Source organism: Pseudomonas sp. 29 (assembly GCF_002754355.1).
GTDB lineage: Bacteria > Pseudomonadota > Gammaproteobacteria > Pseudomonadales > Pseudomonadaceae > Aquipseudomonas > Aquipseudomonas neuropathica.
In genome coordinates this window covers 690,105-711,812 of sequence record NZ_PEEY01000001.1, presented here as the reverse complement: position 1 = coordinate 711,812, position 21,708 = coordinate 690,105, and the positions used below count along the sequence as shown (strand labels likewise).

The window sequence follows — 21,708 nt, the reverse complement described above, 5'->3', positions numbered from 1 at the left end:
TGTGGTGAACACAAATAGTATGTTCAAACACATAACCCTGTAGGAGTGAGCCTGCTCGCGATAGCGGAAATACATTCAACATAATATCGCCTGATACACCGCTATCGCGAGCAGGCTCACTCCTACAGTGGATAGTGGCTGTACTCAGTTTTGTGTTCAGCATCAAACCCTGTGGGAGTCTGGCTTGCCAGCGATGGGGCCATCGGCCTCAACACAAGTCTCAGCTCAGCGCGGTACTGAATTCCACCACCGGCATCTGCCGCTTCATCAACACCTTGCCGCCACGAATCGAATACAGCGGCAAGCCCTGACTGCGGATCACCTCGTAATCGCTGTCCGCCGACAGAATCAGCAGATTCGCCGGGCGCCCCTGTTCCAGACCATAACGCTCGCCCAAGTGCATGGCTTTAGCGCTGTTGTCGGTGACCAGATCCAGCGCACTTTGCAGGTTGCGGTAACCGAGCATGTGGCAAATATGCAGCCCCGCCTCAAGCACTCGCAGAATGTTGCCGTTGCCCAGCGGATACCACGGGTCGACGATGGAATCCTGACCGAAACACACGTTCATGCCGGCTTCGAGCAGCTCATTCACGCGGGTCACGCCACGGCGTTTGGGAAAGTTGTCGAAGCGCCCTTGCAGGTGAATGCTCTCGGTCGGGCACGAGACAAAACTGATTCCGGAATGGCCCAGCAAGCGGAACAGTTTTGCGCAGTAGGCGTTGTCGTAGGAGCCCATCGCCGTGGTGTGGCTAGCGGTGACCAGCGCGCCCATGTCGCGACTGCGCGCCTCTTCGGCGAGCACTTCAAGGAAGCGCGAATGCGGGTCGTCGGTTTCGTCGCAATGCACGTCGACCAGACAACCGGTGCGCTCGGCCAGGTCCATCAGAAACTTCACCGAACTGACGCCCTGATCGCGGGTGTACTCGAAATGCGGAATGCCGCCGACCACGTCCGCGCCCATGCGGATTGCTTCTTCCATCAGCTCGCGGCCATTGCGGAACGACTCGATGCCTTCCTGCGGGAACGCGACGATTTGCAGATCGATGAGGTGGCTGCTTTCCTCACGCACTTCGAGCATGGCTTTAAGTGCGGTGAGTTGCGGGTCGGTGACATCAACGTGGGTGCGCACGTGCTGGATGCCGTGGGCGGCCAGCGTTTGAATGGTTTTTTTGGCGCGGGTCTTGGTGTCTTCTTCGGTGATGGTGACCTTGCGCTCGCCCCAGCACTCGATGCCTTCGAACAATGTGCCGCTCATGTTCCAGCGCGGCTCGCCAGCGGTCAGCGTGGCGTCGAGGTGAATGTGTGGTTCGACGAAGGGCGGCACCACCAGATTGCCGCCGGCGTCGAGGTCATCCGGGCCAAGGGTCGGTGCTTCGGTCTGCCGGGCGATGCTGCGGATCAGACCGTCTTCAAGGTGCAACTCGTGCAAACCTTCCTGGTTGCGCAAACGGGCGTTGATGATGTGCATCAGGCGAATCCTTTTTTATAAGTCTTGTAGTGGCGCGGTTGCGCTGCGAGCGCCGAGCACGCCGGTGACGATGACATACGTTAGCGCGGCAGCGGCGATGCCTACCAGCGGCGCGACCCACGGCGAGCTGAATGCGGCGACGGTGCCGACCGCATAGGCCCCGAGTCCCGGCCAGTTGAACGCCGGCAACCGTGCGTCGGCCAGGCGCGGATAACGCCCGCGCCAACGGAAGAAGAAGTCCGCCATGATCACCCCGCCAATCGGCGGAATCACCGTGCCGAGCAGAATCAGATACGGCACCAGCATGTCGTACATGCCCAGCAGAGCGAGCAGGGTGCCGATCACCGCACCGGCGAGGGTCACGGTCTTGCGTCGGCCAGTGCGTAGCAGATTGCAACCAGCGACGGCGAAGTTGTAGATGGTGTTGTCCTGGGTGCTCCAGATGTTCAGCAACAGCATGGCCATTGCGGCCATGGCAAAACCTTGCAACAGCAGCACTTCAACCACGTCAGGCTGTTGGTAGACGATGGCGCCATACGCACCGATCAGCACCATCAGGCCGTTGCCGATGAAGAATCCGATCAGGCTGGCCAGCACCGCCACCCGCGCCGAGCGCGAGAAGCGTGTCCAGTTGGTCGCCTGCGTGGCGCCGCTGACGAAGGTGCCGAACACCAGAGTAATCGCCGTCGACCAGTCCAGCGAACCCGTCGGCACTACGCTGAGCAAGCCTTCGAACCCGCCAACTTTCACCGTCGCCACCCACATCGACAGCAGGAGCAACAACATCATCGCCGGCACGGCGATGTACGAGAGGATTTCCAGCCCGCGATAACCGACGTAGGCCGTGGCGCAGAACAGCAGACCGAACAGCACCATCAGGCCGAGTATCGTGCTTTCGTCGAGATTGAAATATTTACCGATCACCACGGCAGCCGTCGCCGTGCCCCAGGCGTACCAGCCGATCTGGGTGAAACCGAGGATCAGGTCACTGAGCTTGCTGCCGACTTCGCCGAAGCAGAAGCGGCCCATCAGCACTGAGTTGAGGCCGCTTTTGAAGGCGATATAACCCAGGCCCGCCGCATACAGGCCGAGCAGCAGGTTGCCGACGACGATCACCGCCATCATCTCGGCGAAACTGAACGCCACGCCAAGCTTGCCGCCGGCAAACATGGTTGCGGTGAAAAACGTGAAACCGAGCAGCACCATCGCCGTCGAGGCCAGGCCTTTGCGTGCATGCATGGGGACTTCGCTGAGGGGGTAATCGTTGCCGATATCGTTCTGCGTCATGGGGCGGTCCTTGCTGGAAAGGGAAGACGCGGGGGAGGTTGCAGTGGTCGTGCCAAATGCCGCTTGGCGCGGGTTATGTATAGACGAGTCGCGCGGATTGGCGCGAAAGCGGTGCACCTGAATAGACCCAAGCCCAATGTGGGAGCGAGCTTGCTCGCGAAGGCGGCGTGTCAGGCGACATCTGCAGTGGCTGATATTCCGCTTTCGCGAGCAGGCTCGCTCCCACAAGGGATAGGTGTTGGCTCAGAGGAAGCGCAGCAGGGCGGCAACGATGGCTTCCGGGGCGTCTTCCTGGACGAGGTGCCCGGCGTTGGCAATCGGGTGGAATCGTGACCCCGGGATCATCTGCTGTAACGCGCGGCCACGCTCGATGGGAATCCACTGATCCTGCTCGCCCCAGAGAATCTGTACCGGGCAACGGATTGTCGGGTACAGGCTTTCTGCTTCACGGGTATAGCGCTCATCCATCTGCGCAATCTGCCGATAGAACGCCGCTTGCCCCGGATCGCCAAGCCACGGCTGCACGTAGGGTGCGAGTTCGTGATCGGCAATCTCGCGGTGGATCGCCCCGCGAATATAGGTCGGCACGATGGCGCGCTGAATGTAGTCGGGGATGCCACTAAACGCCGCTTCATGCTGACGCACGTGCTGCACGAACGGCGACCCCCAAGGCGTCAGCGCGACCGGATCAATCAGGGTCAGGCTGCGGTAATCCTTGCCGTCGAGCAGATGTGCGCGCAGCACCGTGGCGCCGCCAAAGTCGTGAGCCACGACATCCGGGCGTTGCAGATTCCAGTGGTCGAGTAACTGCGCCAACAGTTGGTTTTGCACACCGAGGGAGACGTCGGCGTCGGGCTGCTCGGAGCGCCCGTAGCCGAGAAGATCGAAGTAATACACGCGATGAGTCGTGAAAAAGTGCGGCGCAATCCGATGCCACACGTACGACGAAAACGGCGTGCCATGCACGAACACCAGCGGGGGGCCGTCGCCGCGCACGGCGTAGCGGACCTGTCGGCCGTTGAAGTCAAAGACCTGATCCAGCAGCCAGTCTGTCATGGGCCTGTCCTCTTGGCGGGTGGGAGCCAAAAAGCATAGGCGTAAAAAAACAGCCTCGCGGGCTGTTCTTTGGCAAAACACCAATCCCTTGTAGGAGTGAGCCTGCTCGCGATAGCGGTGTATCAGTCGACATCCATGTTGAATGTCAATCCGCTTTCGCGAGCAGGCTCACTCCTACAAAGGATATTCGCGTTGCGTTACTCACCGCGATAGATGCAACCGCTGGTGCACGTCTCGTGAATACGGATCGCGCTCAGTTCCGGCAGCAACGGCTTCATTTCATTCCAGATGAATTTGGCCAGCACTTCACTGGTCGGGTTTTCCAGGCCGGGAATGTCGTTCAGGTAGTTGTGGTCGAGACGCTCGTACAGCGGTTTGAAAATCGCCTTGATCTCGGAGAAATCGCGGATCCAGCCGGTGTGCGGATCGAGATCGCCGCTGAGGTGAAGCGCCACTTTGAACGAGTGACCGTGCAGACGCCCGCACTTGTGGCCGTCCGGGACGTGCGGCAGGCGGTGGGCGGATTCGAAAGTAAACTCTTTGAAGATTTCCACGGTATTTTCGGCTCTGTTCAGATGGCGTTCGCCGCAGCGATTCGGGCAGGCGGCGAGTTTATCAGCTTGTGTTTGAGCGTGCTGACTAAAGGGTCAGCAAGCGCTCGGCGAGGCGACCATTGGCAGTCAGTTCAAGGAATTCATCGCCCAAGCGGCGGCTCTCGTCCATCGCTGCGTGCCAGTATTTCTGCCGGCTCGGTGCATCGCCCATAAAGCGCTTGAAGTCGTTGCGGTCAGGCAATTTGCCGTAGGGCAGGCGCGCCAGATATTCCTTCGACGGCGCGAGCAGCAGCACGTCCTGCAAGCGCTCCACCGAGGCCTTGCGCCATGGCAGGGTCTTGTCGAACCAGCCGGGAATCACCCGATCAGTGAAGTGCGGATAGAGCACAATGCCGTCGCCGCTGTAGGGCAGGTCGAGGTGATAATCGAGCAGACCACCATCGCGGAAAGTGCCAGCACCGGCGCCCGGCAAATCCCGTACACCTTCCATGACCATCGGGATCGAACCCGAGGCGAGCAGGGCCTGACGCAGGTTGCTGGCATTCAGGGCGACGAAGCGCGACGGGAAGTCGTTCAGCGCATTCACCGGCGGGGCGAGGCGCGGGTCGTGGATGATCAGCCGTTCAAAGTGCCGCGACAACCGTGCGCGGCCACGCAGGTTGTCGGCGATCACCGAACCCAGCGCCATACCCAAACGCCCGCGATGATCATCGGCCAGACGCCCCTGACTTTTCACCACCATGATGTTCAGGCGGTAATGCGCGTTGTCGAGGATGCTCGCGTCGCGGCCGTCGAGCAGGTCATGGAGCATGCGCTGCGAGCTCTGACTGATCTCGGCCATGGTCACGCCTTTGTTGAAGTTCTGCTCGGCGTACAGATGACCGAGGCGCCGGATGCCTTCGGCGGCGTCCGGCAGGCAAGCGCTAGCGAAACGCCAGGAACCGACCGAGGCACCGATCAGCGAACGCTCGCGCGGCACGCTGGGCAGCCATTCACCGAACAGCGCCAGATCCAGCCCTTGAATTCCCAACGCCTTCGGTCCACCGGCGGCGCCGGGCAGGGTGCCGACGTCGGCGGCATTCAAGCCTTGCGCACGAATGCGCGCCATGGCCCGCGGGCCGGCCTTGAGGGTGAGGGCGGGGAATTTGATGTGGATGGCGGTCATACCGGTCTCGATCGTTAGCAAGCGAACAATTATAAGCACATGTTACAAAACCTTGTAGGAGTGAGCCTGCTCGCGATAGCGGTGTGTCATTTAATAATGATCTGTCTGATACACCGCTATCGCGAGCAGGCTCACTCCTACAAGGGGATATGTATTGAGTGGGAGCAATGATGGCAATTCAGTTTCAGTTAAGTTCATCCCGCTAAGGTGCCCACCGTAAGCAACACATAAAAATATGGAGACACCATGAAAACCCTGACTGCCCTGTCCATTGCCTCGATTATCGGTTTCACTGCCAGCCTCGCCCATGCCCGCGATCTCGGCCCTGACGAAGCCCTGCGTCTGCGCGACGCTGGTACTATCGTCTCCTTCGAGAAGCTCAACGCCGCCGCGTTGGCCAAACACCCGGGTTCGACGATCACTGAAACCGAGCTGGAAGAAGAGTACGGCAAGTACAGCTACCAGATCGAAATGCGCGATCCGCAGGGCGTCGATTGGGATCTGGAATTAGACGCGGTGACTGGGCAGGTTCTCAAGGATCATCAGGATAAGTAATGAAGGTTAATGTTCGCGCCACCAGCCGTACGGCATTGGCGCTGGTGATTTTCTGCTCGGCCGCGATGGCGCGTGACCTCGATCAGGATGAAGCCCTGAGTCTGCGTGAGAAGGGCGTGATCCTGCCGCTGGAGCAAGTGCTGCAGCAGGCGATGGATCGCTATCCCGGCGCAAAACTGCTGGAAGTCGAGCTGGAAGAAAAACACGACGTCTATATTTATGAAGTCGAGTTGCTGACCGTCGAAGGTGTCGCCCGTGAGCTGCACTTGAAGGCCGATACCGGCGAACTTGTGAAAGACAAGGAAGATTGATCGATGCGTTTGCTTTTGGTGGAAGACCACGTACCGCTGGCCGACGAATTGCTCGCCAGCCTGCAACGACAAGGTTACGCGGTCGATTGGCTGGCGGACGGTCGTGATGCGTTGTATCAGGGCAGTAGCGAGCCCTATGACCTGATCATTCTCGACCTCGGCCTCCCGGGTGTGCCGGGGCTTGAGGTGTTGGCGCAGTGGCGCGCCGGCGGTCTGGCGATTCCGGTATTGATTCTCACCGCGCGTGATTCCTGGGCCGAGCGCATCGAAGGTCTGAAGGCCGGCGCCGATGATTACCTGACCAAACCGTTCCACCCCGAAGAGCTGCAGTTGCGCATTCAATCGCTGCTGCGCCGCTCCAAAGGCCAGGCCAATCAGCCGACATTGCAGGCGGCCGGTCTGCATCTGGACGAGGGTCGGCAATGCGTGGTGCGCGACGGCGCCGATATTCAACTGACTGCCGCCGAGTTCCGTCTGCTGCGTTATTTCATGCTGCACCCGGAGCAGATTCTCTCCAAAAGCCATCTCGCCGAACACCTCTACGACGGTGAAACCGAGCGCGATTCCAACGTCCTCGAAGTGCACGTCAATCACCTGCGGCGCAAGCTCGGCAAAAGCGTGATAGAAACCCGTCGCGGCCAGGGTTACCTGTTCGGCGGGCAGGCTTCGTGAGGTCGATCCAGCGCCGCTTGAGCCTGGGTCTGATCAGCGTGATGGTGGTCGTCGGTGTGGTGGTGGCGCAAACCAGTCTGTGGTTGTTCGAAGTGGGTTTGCAGCGCTACCTCGAAGCCGGCCTGCGCAACGACAGCGAGAGCCTGTTGGTGGCGCTGGTCCGTGGCCCGCAAGGGCTGCAACTGGATGAAAGACATCTGTCCCCGGCCTATCAGCGGCCGTTTTCCGGGCACTACTTCCGTATCGATTTTGCCGACAGCCACTGGCGTTCACGCTCGTTGTGGGATCAGGACCTGCCGCTGCTCGACCATCCCGGGTTGCACAGCAATCTGCAACTGGGGCCGGACGGTCAGCAGTTGCTGGTGCTGCGCTCGGATTATCGGCGCCTGGGCCAATCGATTTCGATCAGCGTCGCGCAGGATTACACCCCCGTGCGCGAGAGCTTTCAGCGCATGCGCCAGATCGGCCTCGGCCTTGGTCTGGCGGCATTGTTGCTGATTCTGTTCTTGCAGCGATTGACCGTGCGCCGCGCGCTGAAACCGCTGGAAAGGGCTCGTGAGCAGATCGCGCAATTGCAGCAAGGCCAGCGTTCGCAACTCGATGATCAGGTGCCGGTGGAACTGGAACCGCTGGTGGCGCAGATCAACCATTTGCTCGCGCACACTGAAGACAGCCTCAAGCGCTCGCGCAATGCCTTGGGCAATCTCGGGCATGCATTGAAAACGCCGTTGGCGGTGTTGTTGAGCCTGGCCTCCAGCGAAAAACTCGATGCGCATCCCGAGTTACGCAAGGTGCTCAAGGAGCAGCTGGAGCAAGTGCAGCAGCGGCTCAACCGCGAACTGAACCGGGCCCGGCTGTCCGGTGATGCGCTACCGGGTGCGTTGTTTGATTGTGATGCGGAACTGCCGGGGTTGTTGGCGACGTTGAACATGATTCATGGCGAGCATTTGGCGCTGAGTTATGTCGCGCCGGCGGGGTTGCAACTGCCGTGGGATCGTGAGGATTTGCTCGAACTGTTGGGGAATCTTCTGGATAACGCCTGCAAGTGGGCGGACGCCGAGGTGCGTCTGAGTGTGATTGAACGTTCGGATGGTTTTGCACTGAGCGTGGAAGATGACGGCCCGGGGATTCCCGAACAGCAGCGCGCTGAGGTGTTCAGCCGGGGCACGCGGCTGGATGAGCAGACCCACGGGCATGGGTTGGGGCTGGGGATTGTGCGCGACATTGTCGATACGTGGGGCGGGTTGCTGGTGTTGGGCGAGAGTGAGTGGGGCGGGTTGAAAGTGGTGATTGAGTTGCCTCGGCGGTGAGCCTCTAAAAGCCCCTCACCCTAACCCTCTCCCGGAGGGAGAGGGGACTGACCGAGGTGTTTGTTCGAGATACACCGACCTGAGATATCGTGCCGAACTCAGGTTTTGAAAGCTTTCCCGTGACCTGAAATATCGAGACGGACTCAGGTTTTGAATGGCACGAAGATCGGCTCCCTTTCCCCCTCGCCCCCTTGGGGGAGAGGGCTGGGGTGAGGGGGTAAGGATCTACCTGACACCCCACTACCTTCAAATCAAACGCGAAACTGATCCATCAAACTCTGCTGCTGATTCGCCAGGCTATTGAGCGACTGGCTCACCCGTGCCGACTCATTCGCCTGCCCGGACAACGACTCGGTCACATCGCGGATCGTCGCCACGTTGTTATTGATCTCCTCGGCCACCGCACTTTGCTCTTCAGCGGCACTGGCAATCTGCAGGTTCATATCGCTGATCACCGTCACCGCATCGCCGATCTGACGCAGCGCGGTCACCGCTTGGCCAACCTGTTCGACACTGCCCTGAGCCTGGCGGTGGCTGTTGCCCATCGAACCGACTACATCCTGCGTGCCGGTTTGCAGTTGCTCGATCACCTGACGGGTTTCTTCCACCGACTCTTGCGTGCGGCGGGCGAGGTTGCGGACTTCATCGGCGACCACGGCAAATCCACGTCCGGCTTCACCAGCACGCGCCGCTTCGATCGCGGCGTTGAGCGCGAGCAGGTTGGTTTGCTCGGCGATGGCGCGAATGGTTTCCAGCACCGCGCCGATCTTCTCGCTGTTGGCCGCCAGCCCTTCGACTTGCACCATCGCTGCACTCATGTCGGCAGCGAGGGTGTCGATGCTCGCCGTGGTGCGATCGATCACGGTCAGGCCCTGACGGGTAGCGCGATCAGCATCCTTGGCGGCCTCGGCAGCCTGCGCGGCGCTGCGGGCGACGTCTTGCGCAGTGGCGCTCATTTCGTGGGACGCGGTGGCGACCTGATCGACCTGACGGTATTGCTGTTCCATGCCAGCACTGGTCTGGGTGGCGATGGCCGAGGACTGGTCGGCGGTGTTGCGCGCGTCCTGCACCGAGCGTTTCACCTCGGCAATGATCGGCTGCAACTTGTCGAGGAACTTGTTGAACCAACCGGCCAATTGACCGAGTTCGTCCTTTTTTTCATAAGCCAGACGGCGGGTCAGGTCGCCTTCGCCGCTGGCGATGTCTTCGAGCATGTGCGCCACGCCGAGGATCGGCTTGGTCACGCTGCGTGCCATCAGCCACACCAGCAACAGGCCGATCAACGCGGCCAGCACGCCGAGGCTCAGTTCGATCAACGTGCCGGAATTATTGCTCGCGTCCAGCTGTTGCTTGAGCGCTTCGGCGCGGCTGACCAGGACTTTTTCCGGCACATCCAGCAGCACGCCCCACGACGGGCCGCCGGGAATCGGCTGGAACGGCGACAGCACTTTCAACTGGCCGTTGCTGTGCAGGCTGCTCACGCTGGTGCTTGAGGCGAGCTTGCTCAGCAGTTCGGCGCCGCTGATTTTGTCGACAGCATCCAGACGCTGGCTGAGTTTGCCGGCATCCGGGCTGTACCCGGCGAGCAGGCCGGCGGGGCTGATGATGCTCACGGCGGTCTGGCCGTCGTAGAGCTTTTTGCTCGCGCCCTGGCTGATCGCTTGCAGGCTGTTGAGGTTGATGTCGACCGACAGCGAGGCGATGACTTTGCCGTTGACCATCAACGGGAAGACGATGCTGGTCATCAGCACCTTCTGTCCGTCGATCACATAGAAGTACGGTTCGATCACGCATGGCTTGAGCGTGGCGCGCGGGCAGGTGAACCAGGCATTGGCCGCTTGGCCGCTGGGGCCGGTGCTGGTGTCGGCCATGTCGCTTTCCGGCAGGGCCATCGAGGTGACTTTGCCTGGCGTTGGTTGCGACCAGTACAGGGCGAAGCGGCCCTTGTCGTTGCTGCCCAGTTCAGCCTGACCTGCGAACAGTTCATCCTTGCCGTCCAGTGCGTTGGCTTCGAACACCAGCGACAGGCCGAGCAGATCCGGGTTGGCTTGCAGCGCCGATTTGACCTGTCGGGTCATGTCTTCGCGCAGGTCGAAGGCATCGAGAAAGCGCTTCTCGGCCTGCTCGCGCAGGAACAACACCTGCCGCGAGAAGCCGTGACCGTACTGATAGGCGTCCATGAACTGCTGGCGAATGCCGGCCGCCTGCACTTCCCCTTGCGATTCGATGCGCGCCTGCGCCGACTCGGTGAGCATTTCCATGCTCGAAGCTTTCACCAGTTCAGAACTGTGCTCCATGCGATACAGCGAAAGACCTACCAACAGGGTCACGATACCGGCCAGGCAGAGGCCGGCGAGCAGGGTGATTTTCCATTGGATGGAAAGTTGTCTGAGCGACATGGAGACGTCCTTATTCGATAAATATCTGAGACTTTGCACTGTAACGGCCGCGTTTCGGCTTTCTTTATCGTTGAAACACAATATGGCGGATTGACGCACCCGGGAGCGCTCGCTTTGACACCGCCGCCACTCTGCGGCACAGTGCGCGCCCTTCTAATAAGACCCTCTTTGCAAATCCGCCGGTTAAGCTTTGGCGGACTCATTCTGTCTGGCGGTCGGTTTTCCACCGCAGTGTTTTTCGAGGAAGTGAAATGAATGCAGTCATAGCGGCGGTCGGCGTCATGCTGGTGCTCAGCCTGTCCCGCGTGCATGTGGTGATCGCTCTGATCGTTGGCGCGCTGGTCGGAGGCCTGACCGGTGGTCTGGGCATCGACGCCACGCTCAAGGCGTTCAACAGCGGCTTGGGCGGCGGCGCGACCGTGGCGTTGTCCTACGCCTTGCTCGGCGCTTTCGCCGTGGCGATTGCCAAGTCCGGCCTGGCTCATGCGCTGGCCGACAAGGCGCTGGCAATGGTCGATCGCCAGCACTCGACCGGCGGTGGCAGCGTCAAATGGCTGCTGATTGGCCTGTTGTGGGTGGTGGCGATTGCCTCGCAGAACATTCTGCCGATCCACATTGCGTTCATTCCGCTGCTGGTGCCGCCGCTTCTTTATGTACTGACCAAGCTGCAACTCGACCGCCGCTTGATCGCCTGTGTCATGACATTCGGTCTGATCACGCCGTACATGTTCCTGCCGGTGGGCTTCGGCAACATCTTCCTCAATGAAATCCTGCTGGCCAACGTTGCCCGTAGCGGTGTCGACATCAGCGGTATCAATGTCACCCACGCCATGGGCATTCCGGCGCTGGGTATGGTCTTCGGCCTGGCGATGGCGTTCATCACCTATCGCAAGCGGCGCGTATACGACCTGGCGAAGATCGAGCAGGTCGAGCAAGTGGCGGTGCAGTACAACCCGCTGAGCCTGATGATTGCCGGTGTGGCGATTGCTGCTGCGTTCATCGTGCAACTGCTGCTGGACTCGATGATTATCGGGGCGCTGGTCGGTTTCCTGATCTTCTCGGTGTCGGGCATTGTGAAATGGCGCGAGACCGATGACCTCTTCACCGAGGGCATGAAGATGATGGCGATGATCGGCTTCATCATGATCGCCGCGTCCGGGTTTGCCGAGGTGATGAAGGCCACCGGTGAGGTGCAGACCCTGGTCGAGTCGTCGGCGTCGTGGATCAATCACAGCAAAGGCGTCGGCGCGTTGCTGATGCTGCTGGTCGGGTTGCTGGTAACCATGGGCATCGGTTCGTCGTTTTCCACGGTGCCGATTCTGGCGGCGATTTTCGTGCCGCTGTGCGTGCAACTGGGCTTCAGCCCAATCGCCATTGTCTGCATCGTCGGCACCGCCGGTGCGTTGGGCGACGCCGGTTCGCCAGCGTCGGATTCGACCCTCGGCCCGACCTCCGGCCTGAACATCGACGGCCAGCATCACCATATCTGGGACACCGTCGTGCCAACATTCCTGCACTACAACCTGCCGTTGCTGGCGTTTGGCTGGGTGGCCGCGATGGTCCTCTGAACCCCGCCGATCTTCTGTGGGAGCGAGCTTGCTCGCGAAAGCGGTGTATCAGCGACTTGATGGTTGACTGACACGACGCCTTCGCGAGCAAGCTCGCTCCCACAGGGGAATGGGGTAATACCTTTGCTCAACTTTTGTAATGACGTGCCGTTAAAGCCTTTAACCACGCCAATAAAACCAAAAGAGTGAGCTCCCACAATGCGCCTGAGCCTCAAGGCTAAAGTCCTCTCCCTCGCCGTTCTCCCGGTGTTGCTCTTTGCCCTGGTCATCAGCCTGACCACGCTGTTCATCCTCCAGGAGCAAGCGCACAAAGAGGTCGACCAGACCCGCGAGCGTCTGCTCGGCGATGCCAAAGCCACTCTGCAAAGCTACGTCGCCGTGGCCATGACCACGATCAAGCCGCTGTACGACGCGGCCGCGCCGGGTGACGTTGAGGCGCGGGCGCAGGCGATCAAATTGCTCTCAGGCATTCGCTACGGCAAGGACGGCTACTTCTTCGGCTACGACTCCGAGACCGTGCGCCTGTTCAAGGCCAACGACCCCGAAGGCGTGGGCAAAAGTTTCAAGGACAACCGCGACCCGAACGGCGTCTACGTCAATCGTGGTCTGGTGAGTGTGGCGAAGGACGGCACCCACTATCTGCAATACAGCTCGCCACTGCCGGGCAACGCCAACGTGCTGGTGCCAAAGCTCGGTTACACCGAATACCTGGCGAAGTGGGACATGGCGGTCGGTACTTCGGTCAACCTCGACGGCATCGAAGCGCAAGTGGCACTGGTCGAAGCGCAGGTGCAGGAACGTATGCAAGGCGTGGTGCTGAGCATCGTCGGCGTCGCGGTGGTGGTGCTGTTGGTGATCGCGGCGGCAGGGATGCTGCTGGCCAATACCATTTTGCGTCCGTTGACCCTGATGAAAGCCAACCTCGACGACATTGCAGCGGGTGAGGGCGACCTTACGCGTCGCTTGAACATCACCAGCCAGGATGAACTTGGCGAACTGGCGGGCTCGTTCAACCGTTTCGTCGACAAGATTCATGGTCTGGTGCGGCAGATCACCGAGATGACCACGCAACTGACCGGTCTGGTGACGCAAGTGTCCGATCAGGCGCAGCGTTCGGATCAGGCGATGGAGCGTCAGCGCCACGAGACCGATCAGGTTGCCACGGCGATCAACGAGATGTCTGCCGCCGCGCAGGAAGTGGCCAAAAGCGCACAGAACGCCGCCGTCGCCGCTCAGCAGACCGACGAAGAAGGCCAGAGCGCCAAACGCGTGGTGGCCGGCAGCATCAAGCAGATTCATGCGCTGGTCGATGACATCCGCAGCAGCGGCGTGTCGCTGGACAGCCTGCAGCAAGACGTGACGTCGATTGTCGGAGTGCTCGGGGTGATTCGTTCGATCGCCGAGCAGACCAACCTGCTGGCGCTCAACGCCGCAATTGAAGCGGCGCGGGCCGGTGAGGCCGGACGTGGTTTTGCCGTGGTGGCGGATGAGGTGCGGGCGCTGGCCAGCCGTACGCAGATCAGCACGCAGGAAATTCAGGGGATGATCGATCGTTTGCAGGCGGGTACGCAGCAAGCGGTTGAAGCCATGCGTCGTTCCAGTGAGGCGGGTGACGGCACCTCACAGCAAGCCAATCAGGCCGGGGCTTCGCTGGATGCGATGGCCGAGTTGATCGCGACGATCAACTCGATGAACGCGCAGATTGCCAGTGCGGCGGAAGAGCAGACGGCGGTGGCGGAGGAGATCAACCGCAGCGTGCATCAGATTGCGGTGGCGGTGGACAGCGTGGCCGATGAGACGCAGTTGGGGGCGCAGACTTCGCGTAGTCTGGCGGAGCTGGGGCAGCGACTGGGCAAACTCGTGGGTCAGTTCCGTATTTGACCGCTTGAAAAGCCCCTCACCCTAACCCTCCCGAAACGTCGGACCGCCCATAGGGAGAGGGGACTGACCGAGTTGTCTTGCGCCATACATCGACCTGAGAAATCGAGTCGATTATGGATTCACAGCAGAGATTTCAGGTCGGTGCATACCTGCAATATCCCCCAATCAGTTCCCTCTCCCTCCGGGAGAGGGCTAGGGTGAGGGGCTTTTGATTTTCAGTTTTCAGGGACGATCCCAATAGGGCACTTCACCAAAACATTCGACAAAGAAATCAATCACCGTCCGCACCTTCACCGACAACCTGCGGCTCCCCGGCCACAACACCGCAATCTGCTGCGGCTCCAGGCTGTTCGACACCTGATAGTCCCGCAGCACCGGCACCAGCGTGCCGTCGCGCACCGCTTCGCCAATCAGCCATGACGGAAACATCACCAGCCCCAGGCCTTGCTCGGCGGCTTGGGTGAGGGTGTCGGCGTGGTTGCCAGTGATCGGGCCTTTCACCGAATAGGGCGTCCAGTCCTCGCCATCGCGGCGGAAAAACCAGCGCTGCTGGCCGGCCGCGCCTTTGTAGGCGAGGCAATGGTGTTGCGCGAGATCTTCGGGTTTTTGCGGTGTGCCGTGGCGTTTGAGATACGCCGGGCTGGCCGCGACCTGAAAGCGGTGCGGCGCCAGAATCCGTGCCTGCATACTCGAATCGTGCAGCGGGCCGATGCGAAACAGCAGGTCGGCGCCTTCCTGCAACGGGTCGACGTAATGGTCGGTCTGCTGGATATCCAGTTGCAGCTTTGGATATCGCGCGCACAACTTCCCCAACCACGGCGTCAGATGGCGCTGACCGAATACTACCGGGGCGTTGATGCGCACCAGGCCGGTGGGTTCGCTTTGCTGTTCCTGCAGCGCCTGTTCGGCTTCCTCCAGTTGCACCAGCACCAGCCGCGCATGGTGACCGAGCATGCGCCCGGCTTCGGTTGGCGTCACCGCTCGGGTGTGGCGATAGAGCAATTGCTGATTCAACGCCTGCTCCATCAATTGGATCTGCCGGGAGATCGAGGAGGGCGCCACACCTTCGCGGCGGGCCACTTCGGAAAAGCTGCCGTGATCGAGCACGGCCACAAACAGCCTGAGTGCCTTGAATCCGAGTTCATTGAGCCCGTGCATGATGTGTCCTGCTGTGCGGGTTGCGCAAAAGTGTTGTCCGGATGCTCCCATTTATCGCACAGCTTCGCCAGCCGATAATCCGCGCCATCGTTTACTTGAGTGGAATGTTGTTTATGCAGACGTTGGAGGAGGTCGCAGTCGGGGCGCCGGTGAAGAAGTCGGGGTTGCGCCTGTTGTTGCTGCCGCTGGTGATTCTGGCGGGCATGGGTTTGTCGGTGGAGGCGGGGTTGCTCGGTCCTTTGGGTGTGCAGGTCGGGCATCTGTGGGCAACTTTGAGCATCTTTGGCGTCGGCTCGGCGATTCTGTTTTTACTGCTGTTGTTCGCCGGTCCGCAAAAAGGCCCGGCACTGACGGATCTGCCGCGCTGGCAGTTGATCGGCGGATTTCTGGGGCCGATGTATGTGGTGGTGTTGACCCTGGCAACGCCGCACATCGGTATCGCCATGACGATGATTGCGATTCTGTCCGGGCAGGTTGGCAAGAGTGTGTTGATCGACCATTTCGGCTGGTTCGGCGCGACGCGCAAGAAGGTCAATGCCGAGCGGTGGCTGGCGTTGGGGTTGATTGTGGCGGCACTTGTTTTGATTGCGCGGGGGTGAGTGATGAGTCTGGTTATTTTGTTGGCGGTGGTGGTGTTGGCCGGTGCGGTGTTGAGTGTGCAGGCGGCGATCAACGGGCGTTTGGGTGAGAGCGTCGGGGTGTTGCGCAGTAGTTTGCTGACATTCGTTGTCGGTGCGGTGTCGACCGGGTTGTTGATTTTGTTTTTTGAGCCGGCGCATGCGGTGAGTCTTTTGGATGTGCCGAAGTGGCAGTTGACCGGGGCGCTGTTTGGTGTGGTCTACATGATGGTGATGGTCGGGGCGGTGCCGGTGGTGGGGACGGCTGTGGCGACGGTGGCGGTGATTGTCGGGCAGTTGGGCATGGGGATGTTGATTGATAATTTTGGCTGGCTGGGGAATCCGGCGATTGAGCTTTCTTCCAGTCGGATTTTGGCGATGGGGTGTTTGGGGTTGGCTTTGGTGTTTATGTATCGGAGTTCGCGTCAGGCTGGGTGACCTGGGTTGCGTACATATCCATTGCTGCGGTAACGGCTGATTAGGGTTTCGCCCTGACGGCGACTCACTTTTTTTACAAACGCCTAAAAAAGTAAGCAAAAAAACGCTTGCTCCTACGTGCGGCCCGCTCGCTGGGGCTTGGGTTCCTTCGCTGCGGGATCGATCCGGGCGCAGCGTCTCCGGTTTGCTTCGCTGCACCTACTCCCGCTGTGTTTGGCTGCGCCAAACGGTCGCTGCGCTCCCACGCCCGGATCAATCCCTCCACTCAGCCTTCCGACGTCGCTTTACAGATCAAAAGCTGCAGCCGAGCTAACGCTCATCCTGTTGAGTGGTGAGGAGCAACAGCGTGTTCGGCTTTGATTCTGTGGTGGGGCTGCCCCTCACCCCAGCCCTCTCCCGAGGGAGAGGGAGCCAATTTGTGGGCTTTTCAGAATCTAAGTCCAACGCGGTATCGCACGTCGGCGTAGCTCTCCCAAACACCTCAATCAGTCACCTCTCCCTCCGGTAGTGGAAGGAAATGGCGCTGATTTGGGTGCTTTTCAAAGCCTGAGTTCAACGCGGTATCGCACGTCGGCGTAGCTCTCCCAAACACCTCAATCAGTCCCCTCTCCCTCCGGGAGAGGGCTAGGGTGAGGGGCTCTTGATCTGGCTCTTGATCTTGTTTCGGCTTTTGATCTTTTGCCCCATCGGCAGGCCGAGCGGAGGTGTTCATCCGGGGGTTAGGCGCGCAGCGCCGTGCGGCCTAGCCGCATACATCGAGAGGAGGTGCAGCGCAGCAAACCGTAGGCGATGCCCCCGGATGAACACCGTAGCGAGGGAACACTGAGCCTCAGCGAAGTGCCGTACGCCAGGGGCAAAGCCTTTTGCTTACTTTTCGGCGTCTGGAAAAGTGAGTCGCTGTAAGAGCGAAACCGCCAGCGGCAACACCCGCAGCAACGGATATGCTCCCAATCCCAATCCCAATCCCAATCCCAATCGCAAAAAAAATCAAAAGATCGCAGCCTGCCGCAGCTCCTACACTGGGTGTTAGGGCTTGCCCTTCAAGCCCCAGACAACCCCCACCCAAGGAGTCTGTCCCATGCCCGATAGAAAATGCGACTGCCCCAACTGCAAATGCACGATCAAGGAAGGCGATCATGCCTACGCCGTCCACGGCAAACACTATTGCTGTGAAGCCTGCGCTCACCACCACAAGAGTGGCGAAGAGTGTTCAACCAAGGGCTGTAAATGCGCCCACGGATGACGAACGACGCATAGAAAAGTGGAGCCTAATCAGGCTCCACTTCCAGTTTCAGACTTTCATCGTCCATCCGTTCGGTATGCCGCACCGTGCCCTGCAGCCTTCGCCCCTCAACCCTGACCACGACGGTTTTCGCCTGGTCAAGATCCTCCGGCAGCGGTGCCGGCACTCGCAACGCGAAGCGAAACGGATCATCTACGACCGCCTCCAACCCAACGCGGCAATCCACGCTTTTGGTGATACGCCCGAACAACGTATCAAGGCCATAGTCCAGATGCGCCGGGCTGTTGATGTTGGTCATGGTGCATTCCCCCGAATGATGCCGATCGCCAGGCTGAGCTTAGCTGGTCGGTCGCCACACGACGTTTTCCACGCCGAATTTTTCTGCCATCGGCTTGCTGGTCTTCTGCACCTTCTCACGGCCAAAGCGCGGGATGCGACCGACGCCGGCGTCGCAGCTCGCCCAGTGCCACGCCTCGACATTGTCCATCTTGTCCGAGCGGATAATGAAGGACTTGGGCGTGCCGTGGAGGGTGTATTCGATGACATAGAGTTTTGCGTTGTTCATAAAGCCCGTATTCCTCCCTGTAGTATTAGAGGGATCGCGGCGCACCGGGAAAATTCATTCGGATTGTCCGACGGTCTCTATCGTTGGCGACGCCGTGGCGCACTGGTTACCATGGTTTCCCCGCCAACCCCAATGAATGCTCGCCATGGCCCTTGCCGCACCGCCCGATCTCAGCGATACCGATGTGCCCGTGCAACCGCTGGCACGCACGTATCCGCGCGGCTTGTTTATCGAGCCGCACGAGCATGTCTGGGGGCAGTTGCTGTATGCGATGAGCGGGGTGATGTGGGTCGAGACCCCGCACGAAGCGCTGGTGGTGCCGCCGCAGCGCGCGGTGTGGTTGCCGCCGGGGGTGCCGCACGGGATTCGGGTGGTGTCGGATTTGCAGATGCGCAATATCTACCTGCGTCCGGCGCTGGCGGCGACGCTGGATCAGACGGTGCAGGTGATCGAAGTCGGTGGTTTGCTGCGCGAGTTGATTGTCGGGCTGGTGGAGCAGGGCGACAGTGGTGAACCGGCCTACTACGAGGCGTTGGTCGGGCTGGCCTTGCTGGAACTCAAACGCGCCAGGCGTTCACAGTTGAAGATCCCGATGCCGGATGATTCCGATCGGCGTTTGATGAACCTGTGCCAGGCGGTAATGGCAGCGCCGTCGCTGGAGATTCCGTTCGAGCAGCACGCGGCAAATGCCGGGGCCAGCGTGCGCACGTTGGCGCGGTTGTTCAAGGACAGCCTCGGCATGGGCTTCGCCGAGTGGCGGCGGCAGGTGCAGTTGGCGACGGCGGTGGCGGAACTGATTCAGGGCGTGGCGGTGAGTGTGATTGCCCGGGAGCTCGGCTATTCACCCAGTAGTTTCAGCGACATGTTTCGCCGCGAACTTGGCGTGGCGCCCTCACAATTTGCAGTGGAACACGATTAATCAAACCAGCGCAGATCCAATGTGGGAGCGAGCCTGCTCGCGAATGCGGTGGATCAGTTGACTCATCCTTCACTGACACACCGCATTCGCGAGCAGGCTCGCTCCCACAGGGTTCTGTGGTGTGCATCCGATACTTGTCCGAAATTCAGAAGTCCTTGGCCGATGCCATCCCCGCCGGTTCCCTAAACTCTGCCCATTCCCTTCAAACGGCGGAGTTCCTCCCCATGAACTACCTGATTTCACTGGCCATCGGTCTGGGCGTCGGCCTGCTGTATGGCGCGCTGGATTTCCGTTCCCCGGCGCCACCGGCCATCGCACTGGTCGGTTTGCTCGGCATGCTTGCCGGTGAACAGTTATGGCCGATGGGCCGGCAACTGGTGACGGGCTGGCTGTCCTGAACTCTTTTTCTCCTTCGGTGGATGTCCCCATGAAAGCACTGCAATTCGATAAAACCGGCGATCTGTCTTCCTTGCGCTACGTCGAGGTGCCGACTCCGGTACCCAGCGCTGACGAAGTGCTGGTGCAGATCAAGGCTGCCGGCCTGAATCCCAGTGATGTGAAAAACGTCCTGGGTCGTTTCCCCTACACCACGCTGCCACGGATTCCCGGTCGGGACTTTGCCGGTGTCGTTGTCGAAGGCCCGCAGGCCTTGATCGGTCAGGAAGTCTGGGGCACTGGTCGTGAACTGGGCTTTTTTGCCGACGGCTCCCATGCGCAGTTCGTCAAACTGCCGACCAATGGCGTGGCGCACAAACCTTCGCATCTGAGTTTCACCCAAGCCGCCAGCCTCGGCGTGCCCTACACAACGGCGTGGGATGCGCTGGAACGCAGTCTGGTAACGGCTGAAACCCGTTTGCTGGTGATCGGCGGCGGTGCGGTGGCCTCGGCGGCATTGGCCCTGGCGAAAGTGCGTGGTGCGCAGTTGCTGGCAGCGGCGCGCCGCCCGGAGCAGGTGGCGGAGTTACAGGCGCAGGGTTATCAGACGATCCAGCTGGATAAACCCGAAGACCTCGGCGCGCAGGTCAACGCGGTGTATCGCGGCGGCGCCGATGTGATTTTCGACACCACCGGTTTCTGGTTGCCAGCGTCGGTGGCGGGATTGGCCACCTTCGGCCGGATCGCGATCATCGCCGCGCCGGTGGACGGGCACGTGCAACTGCCGGCACTGGCGTTGTATCGCAAGGGCGGGTCGGTGGTCGGGATCAATTCGTTGTTGTATGGCGTTGAAGCGTGTGCGGCGATGCTTGAGCAGTTCGGGCGGTTCTTTGATGAAGGCTTGCTGCCGTTGCCGCAAGGGTTGGTCGAAGCGCCGTTGGCCGAAGGCCTGGAGCGCTACGCCGATGTGAATCAGGGCAGCGGTGACAAGGTCATCCTCATCCCCTGAAACACCGCAAAACCCCTGTAGGAGTGAGCCTGCTCGCGATCGCGGTGTATCAGTCACCCATGTATCAACTGACACACCGCGATCGCGAGCAGGCTCACTCCTACAGTAGATCGGTGTCGGGCTCAGGATTGCGGGACACCGTTTTCCCACGCCGACCAGTTTTTCAGGATGTCCTGCACCAGCGGATTCCCCGCGCGATAGAGGTTCTCCAGCGCCGGCACGAAGCCGCCCTGATCGGCGTACTTGAGCAGGTTGTCCACTTCACTGCCGCCCGGCTCTGGACGATCAAAATCGGAGCCGGCACGCACCACGGCCAGACGTTGCACGTCGACCAGACCTTCGCGACTGGCACGCAGCAAGGCCTCATAGGTGGAGTTGTCTTCCTGCTGCGTCGTGCAGTATTCGCCCTTGTTATCGGTCAACAACTTGGTCCAGACCTCGGCCCGTTCGCTCAAGCGCGTGCCGGAGAACCAGGTGTTTCCGGCCAGTGTGTCGCAACGGGTCACCACCGGTGGTTGATTGGCCGGGGCCGACGGGTATTTCAGGCGCCACGCGGCGGATTCCCTGCTTTCGCTCAGCTCAACCTTGTGGCTGAGGGCGAATGCCTTGGCCTGCAGTTTCGGGTTGAGTTCAAAGACTTCGGTCTTGTAGTCCAGCGGTGGTTTTTCGTTCGGGCCTTTGGTGTTGATGCCCAGGTAGCCGGTCGGCCAAGTCGACGGCGCATCGCGCGAATCGATCTCCCATTGCGTGCCGAATTCCACCAGATAATGCGCCCATGCAGCGGTGCCGATGGTCCCGTGTTTCGGGCTGATGCCGGCGATGCCGGCGATCAGGAAGTAACTTTTGCGCAGGTCGAATTTCGGTGACAAGGCCAAGGCCAGGGTCGAGGCGGCGGCGTTGGTCTGGCCCATGCCAGTGGTCAGCAGGCACACCTGCTGCGCGTTGCAGCGGATGCTCGGGTACTCGGCGGACAGGCCCGGCACGCGGATTTCCTGCTTCAGCTCCAGGCGATCGATCCAATGCTGCGCCTCGGGGGCGAACATGGTGATCAGCACGACTTTCGGCTGCATCGGTGCTTCGGCGGCCCACGCGGTGGAGGAGAGCAGGGCCGCACCGGCCAGGGTCAAACGCATCATTGCTTGCATGGAAAACTCCTTG

General features: G+C 60.6%; 22 protein-coding genes and 1 pseudogene. 12 read left to right on the top strand and 11 right to left on the bottom strand.

The features are described 5' to 3' along the window. Positions 1-220 precede the first annotated feature (220 nt). The 5 genes from codA to CLU80_RS03255 all read right to left on the bottom strand — a co-directional run bounded on the left by codA (position 221) and on the right by CLU80_RS03255 (position 5,530). Positions 221-1,468 (bottom strand): cytosine deaminase, encoded by a 1,248-nt coding sequence (gene codA / locus CLU80_RS03275; RefSeq protein ID WP_099756741.1) that lies wholly within the window; start codon positions 1,466-1,468, stop codon positions 221-223. 15 nt (positions 1,469-1,483) lie between these two features. Then, positions 1,484-2,755 carry a cytosine permease gene (gene codB / locus CLU80_RS03270; RefSeq protein WP_099756740.1) on the bottom strand — a complete coding sequence of 424 codons (1,272 nt, stop codon included), beginning with the start codon at positions 2,753-2,755 and terminating at the stop codon, positions 1,484-1,486. Between the two features lie 243 nt (positions 2,756-2,998). Continuing rightward, positions 2,999-3,811: an alpha/beta fold hydrolase gene (locus CLU80_RS03265; protein WP_099756739.1), complete on the bottom strand. Its 813-nt coding sequence runs from the start codon at positions 3,809-3,811 to the stop codon at positions 2,999-3,001. Between the two features lie 197 nt (positions 3,812-4,008). Continuing rightward, entirely contained in the window at positions 4,009-4,365 is a 357-nt protein-coding gene (gene queD / locus CLU80_RS03260) for a 6-carboxytetrahydropterin synthase QueD (protein ID WP_007915588.1), read from the bottom strand. An 85-nt stretch (positions 4,366-4,450) separates the two neighbouring features. Next, on the bottom strand, positions 4,451-5,530 hold the full coding sequence (locus CLU80_RS03255; protein ID WP_099756738.1) for a hypothetical protein: 1,080 nt from the start codon (positions 5,528-5,530) through the stop codon (positions 4,451-4,453). A 246-nt stretch (positions 5,531-5,776) separates the two neighbouring features. Here CLU80_RS03255 and CLU80_RS03245 point away from each other — a divergent pair, with 246 nt between their 5' ends. From CLU80_RS03245 to CLU80_RS03230, 4 genes are read left to right on the top strand one after another with little or no spacing between them, the layout of a single operon-like run. Beyond that, entirely contained in the window at positions 5,777-6,085 is a 309-nt protein-coding gene (locus CLU80_RS03245; protein ID WP_093433852.1) for a PepSY domain-containing protein, read from the top strand. After that, positions 6,085-6,396 carry a PepSY domain-containing protein gene (locus tag CLU80_RS03240; RefSeq protein WP_038362521.1) on the top strand — a complete coding sequence of 104 codons (312 nt, stop codon included), beginning with the start codon at positions 6,085-6,087 and terminating at the stop codon, positions 6,394-6,396. Before CLU80_RS03245 ends, CLU80_RS03240 begins: the two co-directional genes overlap by 1 nt. Before the next feature lie 3 nt (positions 6,397-6,399). Then, positions 6,400-7,068, top strand: a complete 669-nt coding sequence (locus CLU80_RS03235) for a response regulator transcription factor (protein WP_038362523.1) — start codon at positions 6,400-6,402, stop codon at positions 7,066-7,068. Then, complete coding sequence (locus CLU80_RS03230) at positions 7,065-8,378, top strand: sensor histidine kinase (RefSeq protein ID WP_093433857.1); 1,314 nt, start codon at positions 7,065-7,067, stop codon at positions 8,376-8,378. Before CLU80_RS03235 ends, CLU80_RS03230 begins: the two co-directional genes overlap by 4 nt. Positions 8,379-8,629: 251 nt before the next feature. Here CLU80_RS03230 and CLU80_RS30565 read toward each other — a convergent pair whose 3' ends face one another. After that, positions 8,630-9,385 (bottom strand): methyl-accepting chemotaxis protein, encoded by a 756-nt coding sequence (locus CLU80_RS30565; RefSeq protein WP_371857720.1) that lies wholly within the window; start codon positions 9,383-9,385, stop codon positions 8,630-8,632. A gap of 102 nt (positions 9,386-9,487) precedes the next feature. Continuing rightward, a pseudogene (locus tag CLU80_RS30560) lies at positions 9,488-9,634 on the bottom strand (HAMP domain-containing protein); the annotation flags it as partial. Positions 9,635-11,028: 1,394 nt separating this feature from the next. Here CLU80_RS30560 and CLU80_RS03220 point away from each other — a divergent pair. After that, positions 11,029-12,345 carry a Na+/H+ antiporter family protein gene (locus CLU80_RS03220; protein WP_093433861.1) on the top strand — a complete coding sequence of 439 codons (1,317 nt, stop codon included), beginning with the start codon at positions 11,029-11,031 and terminating at the stop codon, positions 12,343-12,345. 198 nt (positions 12,346-12,543) lie between these two features. Next, positions 12,544-14,226 (top strand): methyl-accepting chemotaxis protein CtpM, encoded by a 1,683-nt coding sequence (gene ctpM, locus CLU80_RS03215; RefSeq protein WP_093433863.1) that lies wholly within the window; start codon positions 12,544-12,546, stop codon positions 14,224-14,226. Between the two features lie 222 nt (positions 14,227-14,448). Here ctpM and CLU80_RS03210 read toward each other — a convergent pair whose 3' ends face one another. Then, on the bottom strand, positions 14,449-15,384 hold the full coding sequence (locus CLU80_RS03210) for a LysR family transcriptional regulator (RefSeq protein ID WP_093433865.1): 936 nt from the start codon (positions 15,382-15,384) through the stop codon (positions 14,449-14,451). 113 nt (positions 15,385-15,497) lie between these two features. Here CLU80_RS03210 and CLU80_RS03205 point away from each other — a divergent pair, with 113 nt between their 5' ends. From CLU80_RS03205 to CLU80_RS03195, 3 genes are all read left to right on the top strand, one after another. After that, the gene (locus CLU80_RS03205) at positions 15,498-15,983 is read left to right on the top strand and encodes a DMT family transporter (RefSeq protein ID WP_093434363.1); all 486 of its coding nucleotides are present in this window, start codon (positions 15,498-15,500) and stop codon (positions 15,981-15,983) included. 3 nt (positions 15,984-15,986) lie between these two features. Next, a complete protein-coding gene (locus tag CLU80_RS03200) occupies positions 15,987-16,439 on the top strand; it encodes a DMT family transporter (protein ID WP_093433867.1) in 453 nt (150 codons plus the stop codon). 1,078 nt (positions 16,440-17,517) lie between these two features. Beyond that, complete coding sequence (locus CLU80_RS03195; RefSeq protein WP_077573617.1) at positions 17,518-17,682, top strand: metallothionein; 165 nt, start codon at positions 17,518-17,520, stop codon at positions 17,680-17,682. 25 nt (positions 17,683-17,707) lie between these two features. Here CLU80_RS03195 and CLU80_RS03190 read toward each other — a convergent pair whose 3' ends face one another. Together CLU80_RS03190 and CLU80_RS03185 are read right to left on the bottom strand one after the other, a co-directional pair. Beyond that, entirely contained in the window at positions 17,708-17,980 is a 273-nt protein-coding gene (locus CLU80_RS03190; protein WP_095050997.1) for a hypothetical protein, read from the bottom strand. Between the two features lie 39 nt (positions 17,981-18,019). Then, positions 18,020-18,247: a DUF6555 family protein gene (locus CLU80_RS03185; protein ID WP_093433873.1), complete on the bottom strand. Its 228-nt coding sequence runs from the start codon at positions 18,245-18,247 to the stop codon at positions 18,020-18,022. A gap of 136 nt (positions 18,248-18,383) precedes the next feature. On the opposite strand from CLU80_RS03185, the gene CLU80_RS03180 reads away from it, so the two are divergent. The 3 genes from CLU80_RS03180 to CLU80_RS03170 all read left to right on the top strand — a co-directional run bounded on the left by CLU80_RS03180 (position 18,384) and on the right by CLU80_RS03170 (position 20,550). Then, the gene (locus CLU80_RS03180) at positions 18,384-19,166 is read left to right on the top strand and encodes an AraC family transcriptional regulator (RefSeq protein ID WP_093433875.1); all 783 of its coding nucleotides are present in this window, start codon (positions 18,384-18,386) and stop codon (positions 19,164-19,166) included. Positions 19,167-19,390: 224 nt separating this feature from the next. Beyond that, entirely contained in the window at positions 19,391-19,564 is a 174-nt protein-coding gene (locus CLU80_RS03175) for a DUF1427 family protein (protein ID WP_093433877.1), read from the top strand. 29 nt (positions 19,565-19,593) lie between these two features. Continuing rightward, on the top strand, positions 19,594-20,550 hold the full coding sequence (locus CLU80_RS03170) for a quinone oxidoreductase family protein (protein ID WP_099756736.1): 957 nt from the start codon (positions 19,594-19,596) through the stop codon (positions 20,548-20,550). Positions 20,551-20,672: 122 nt separating this feature from the next. Here the strand turns inward: CLU80_RS03170 and CLU80_RS03165 are convergent, their stop codons facing one another. After that, positions 20,673-21,695, bottom strand: a complete 1,023-nt coding sequence (locus CLU80_RS03165; protein ID WP_099756735.1) for a purine-nucleoside phosphorylase — start codon at positions 21,693-21,695, stop codon at positions 20,673-20,675. Positions 21,696-21,708: the final 13 nt, after the last annotated feature.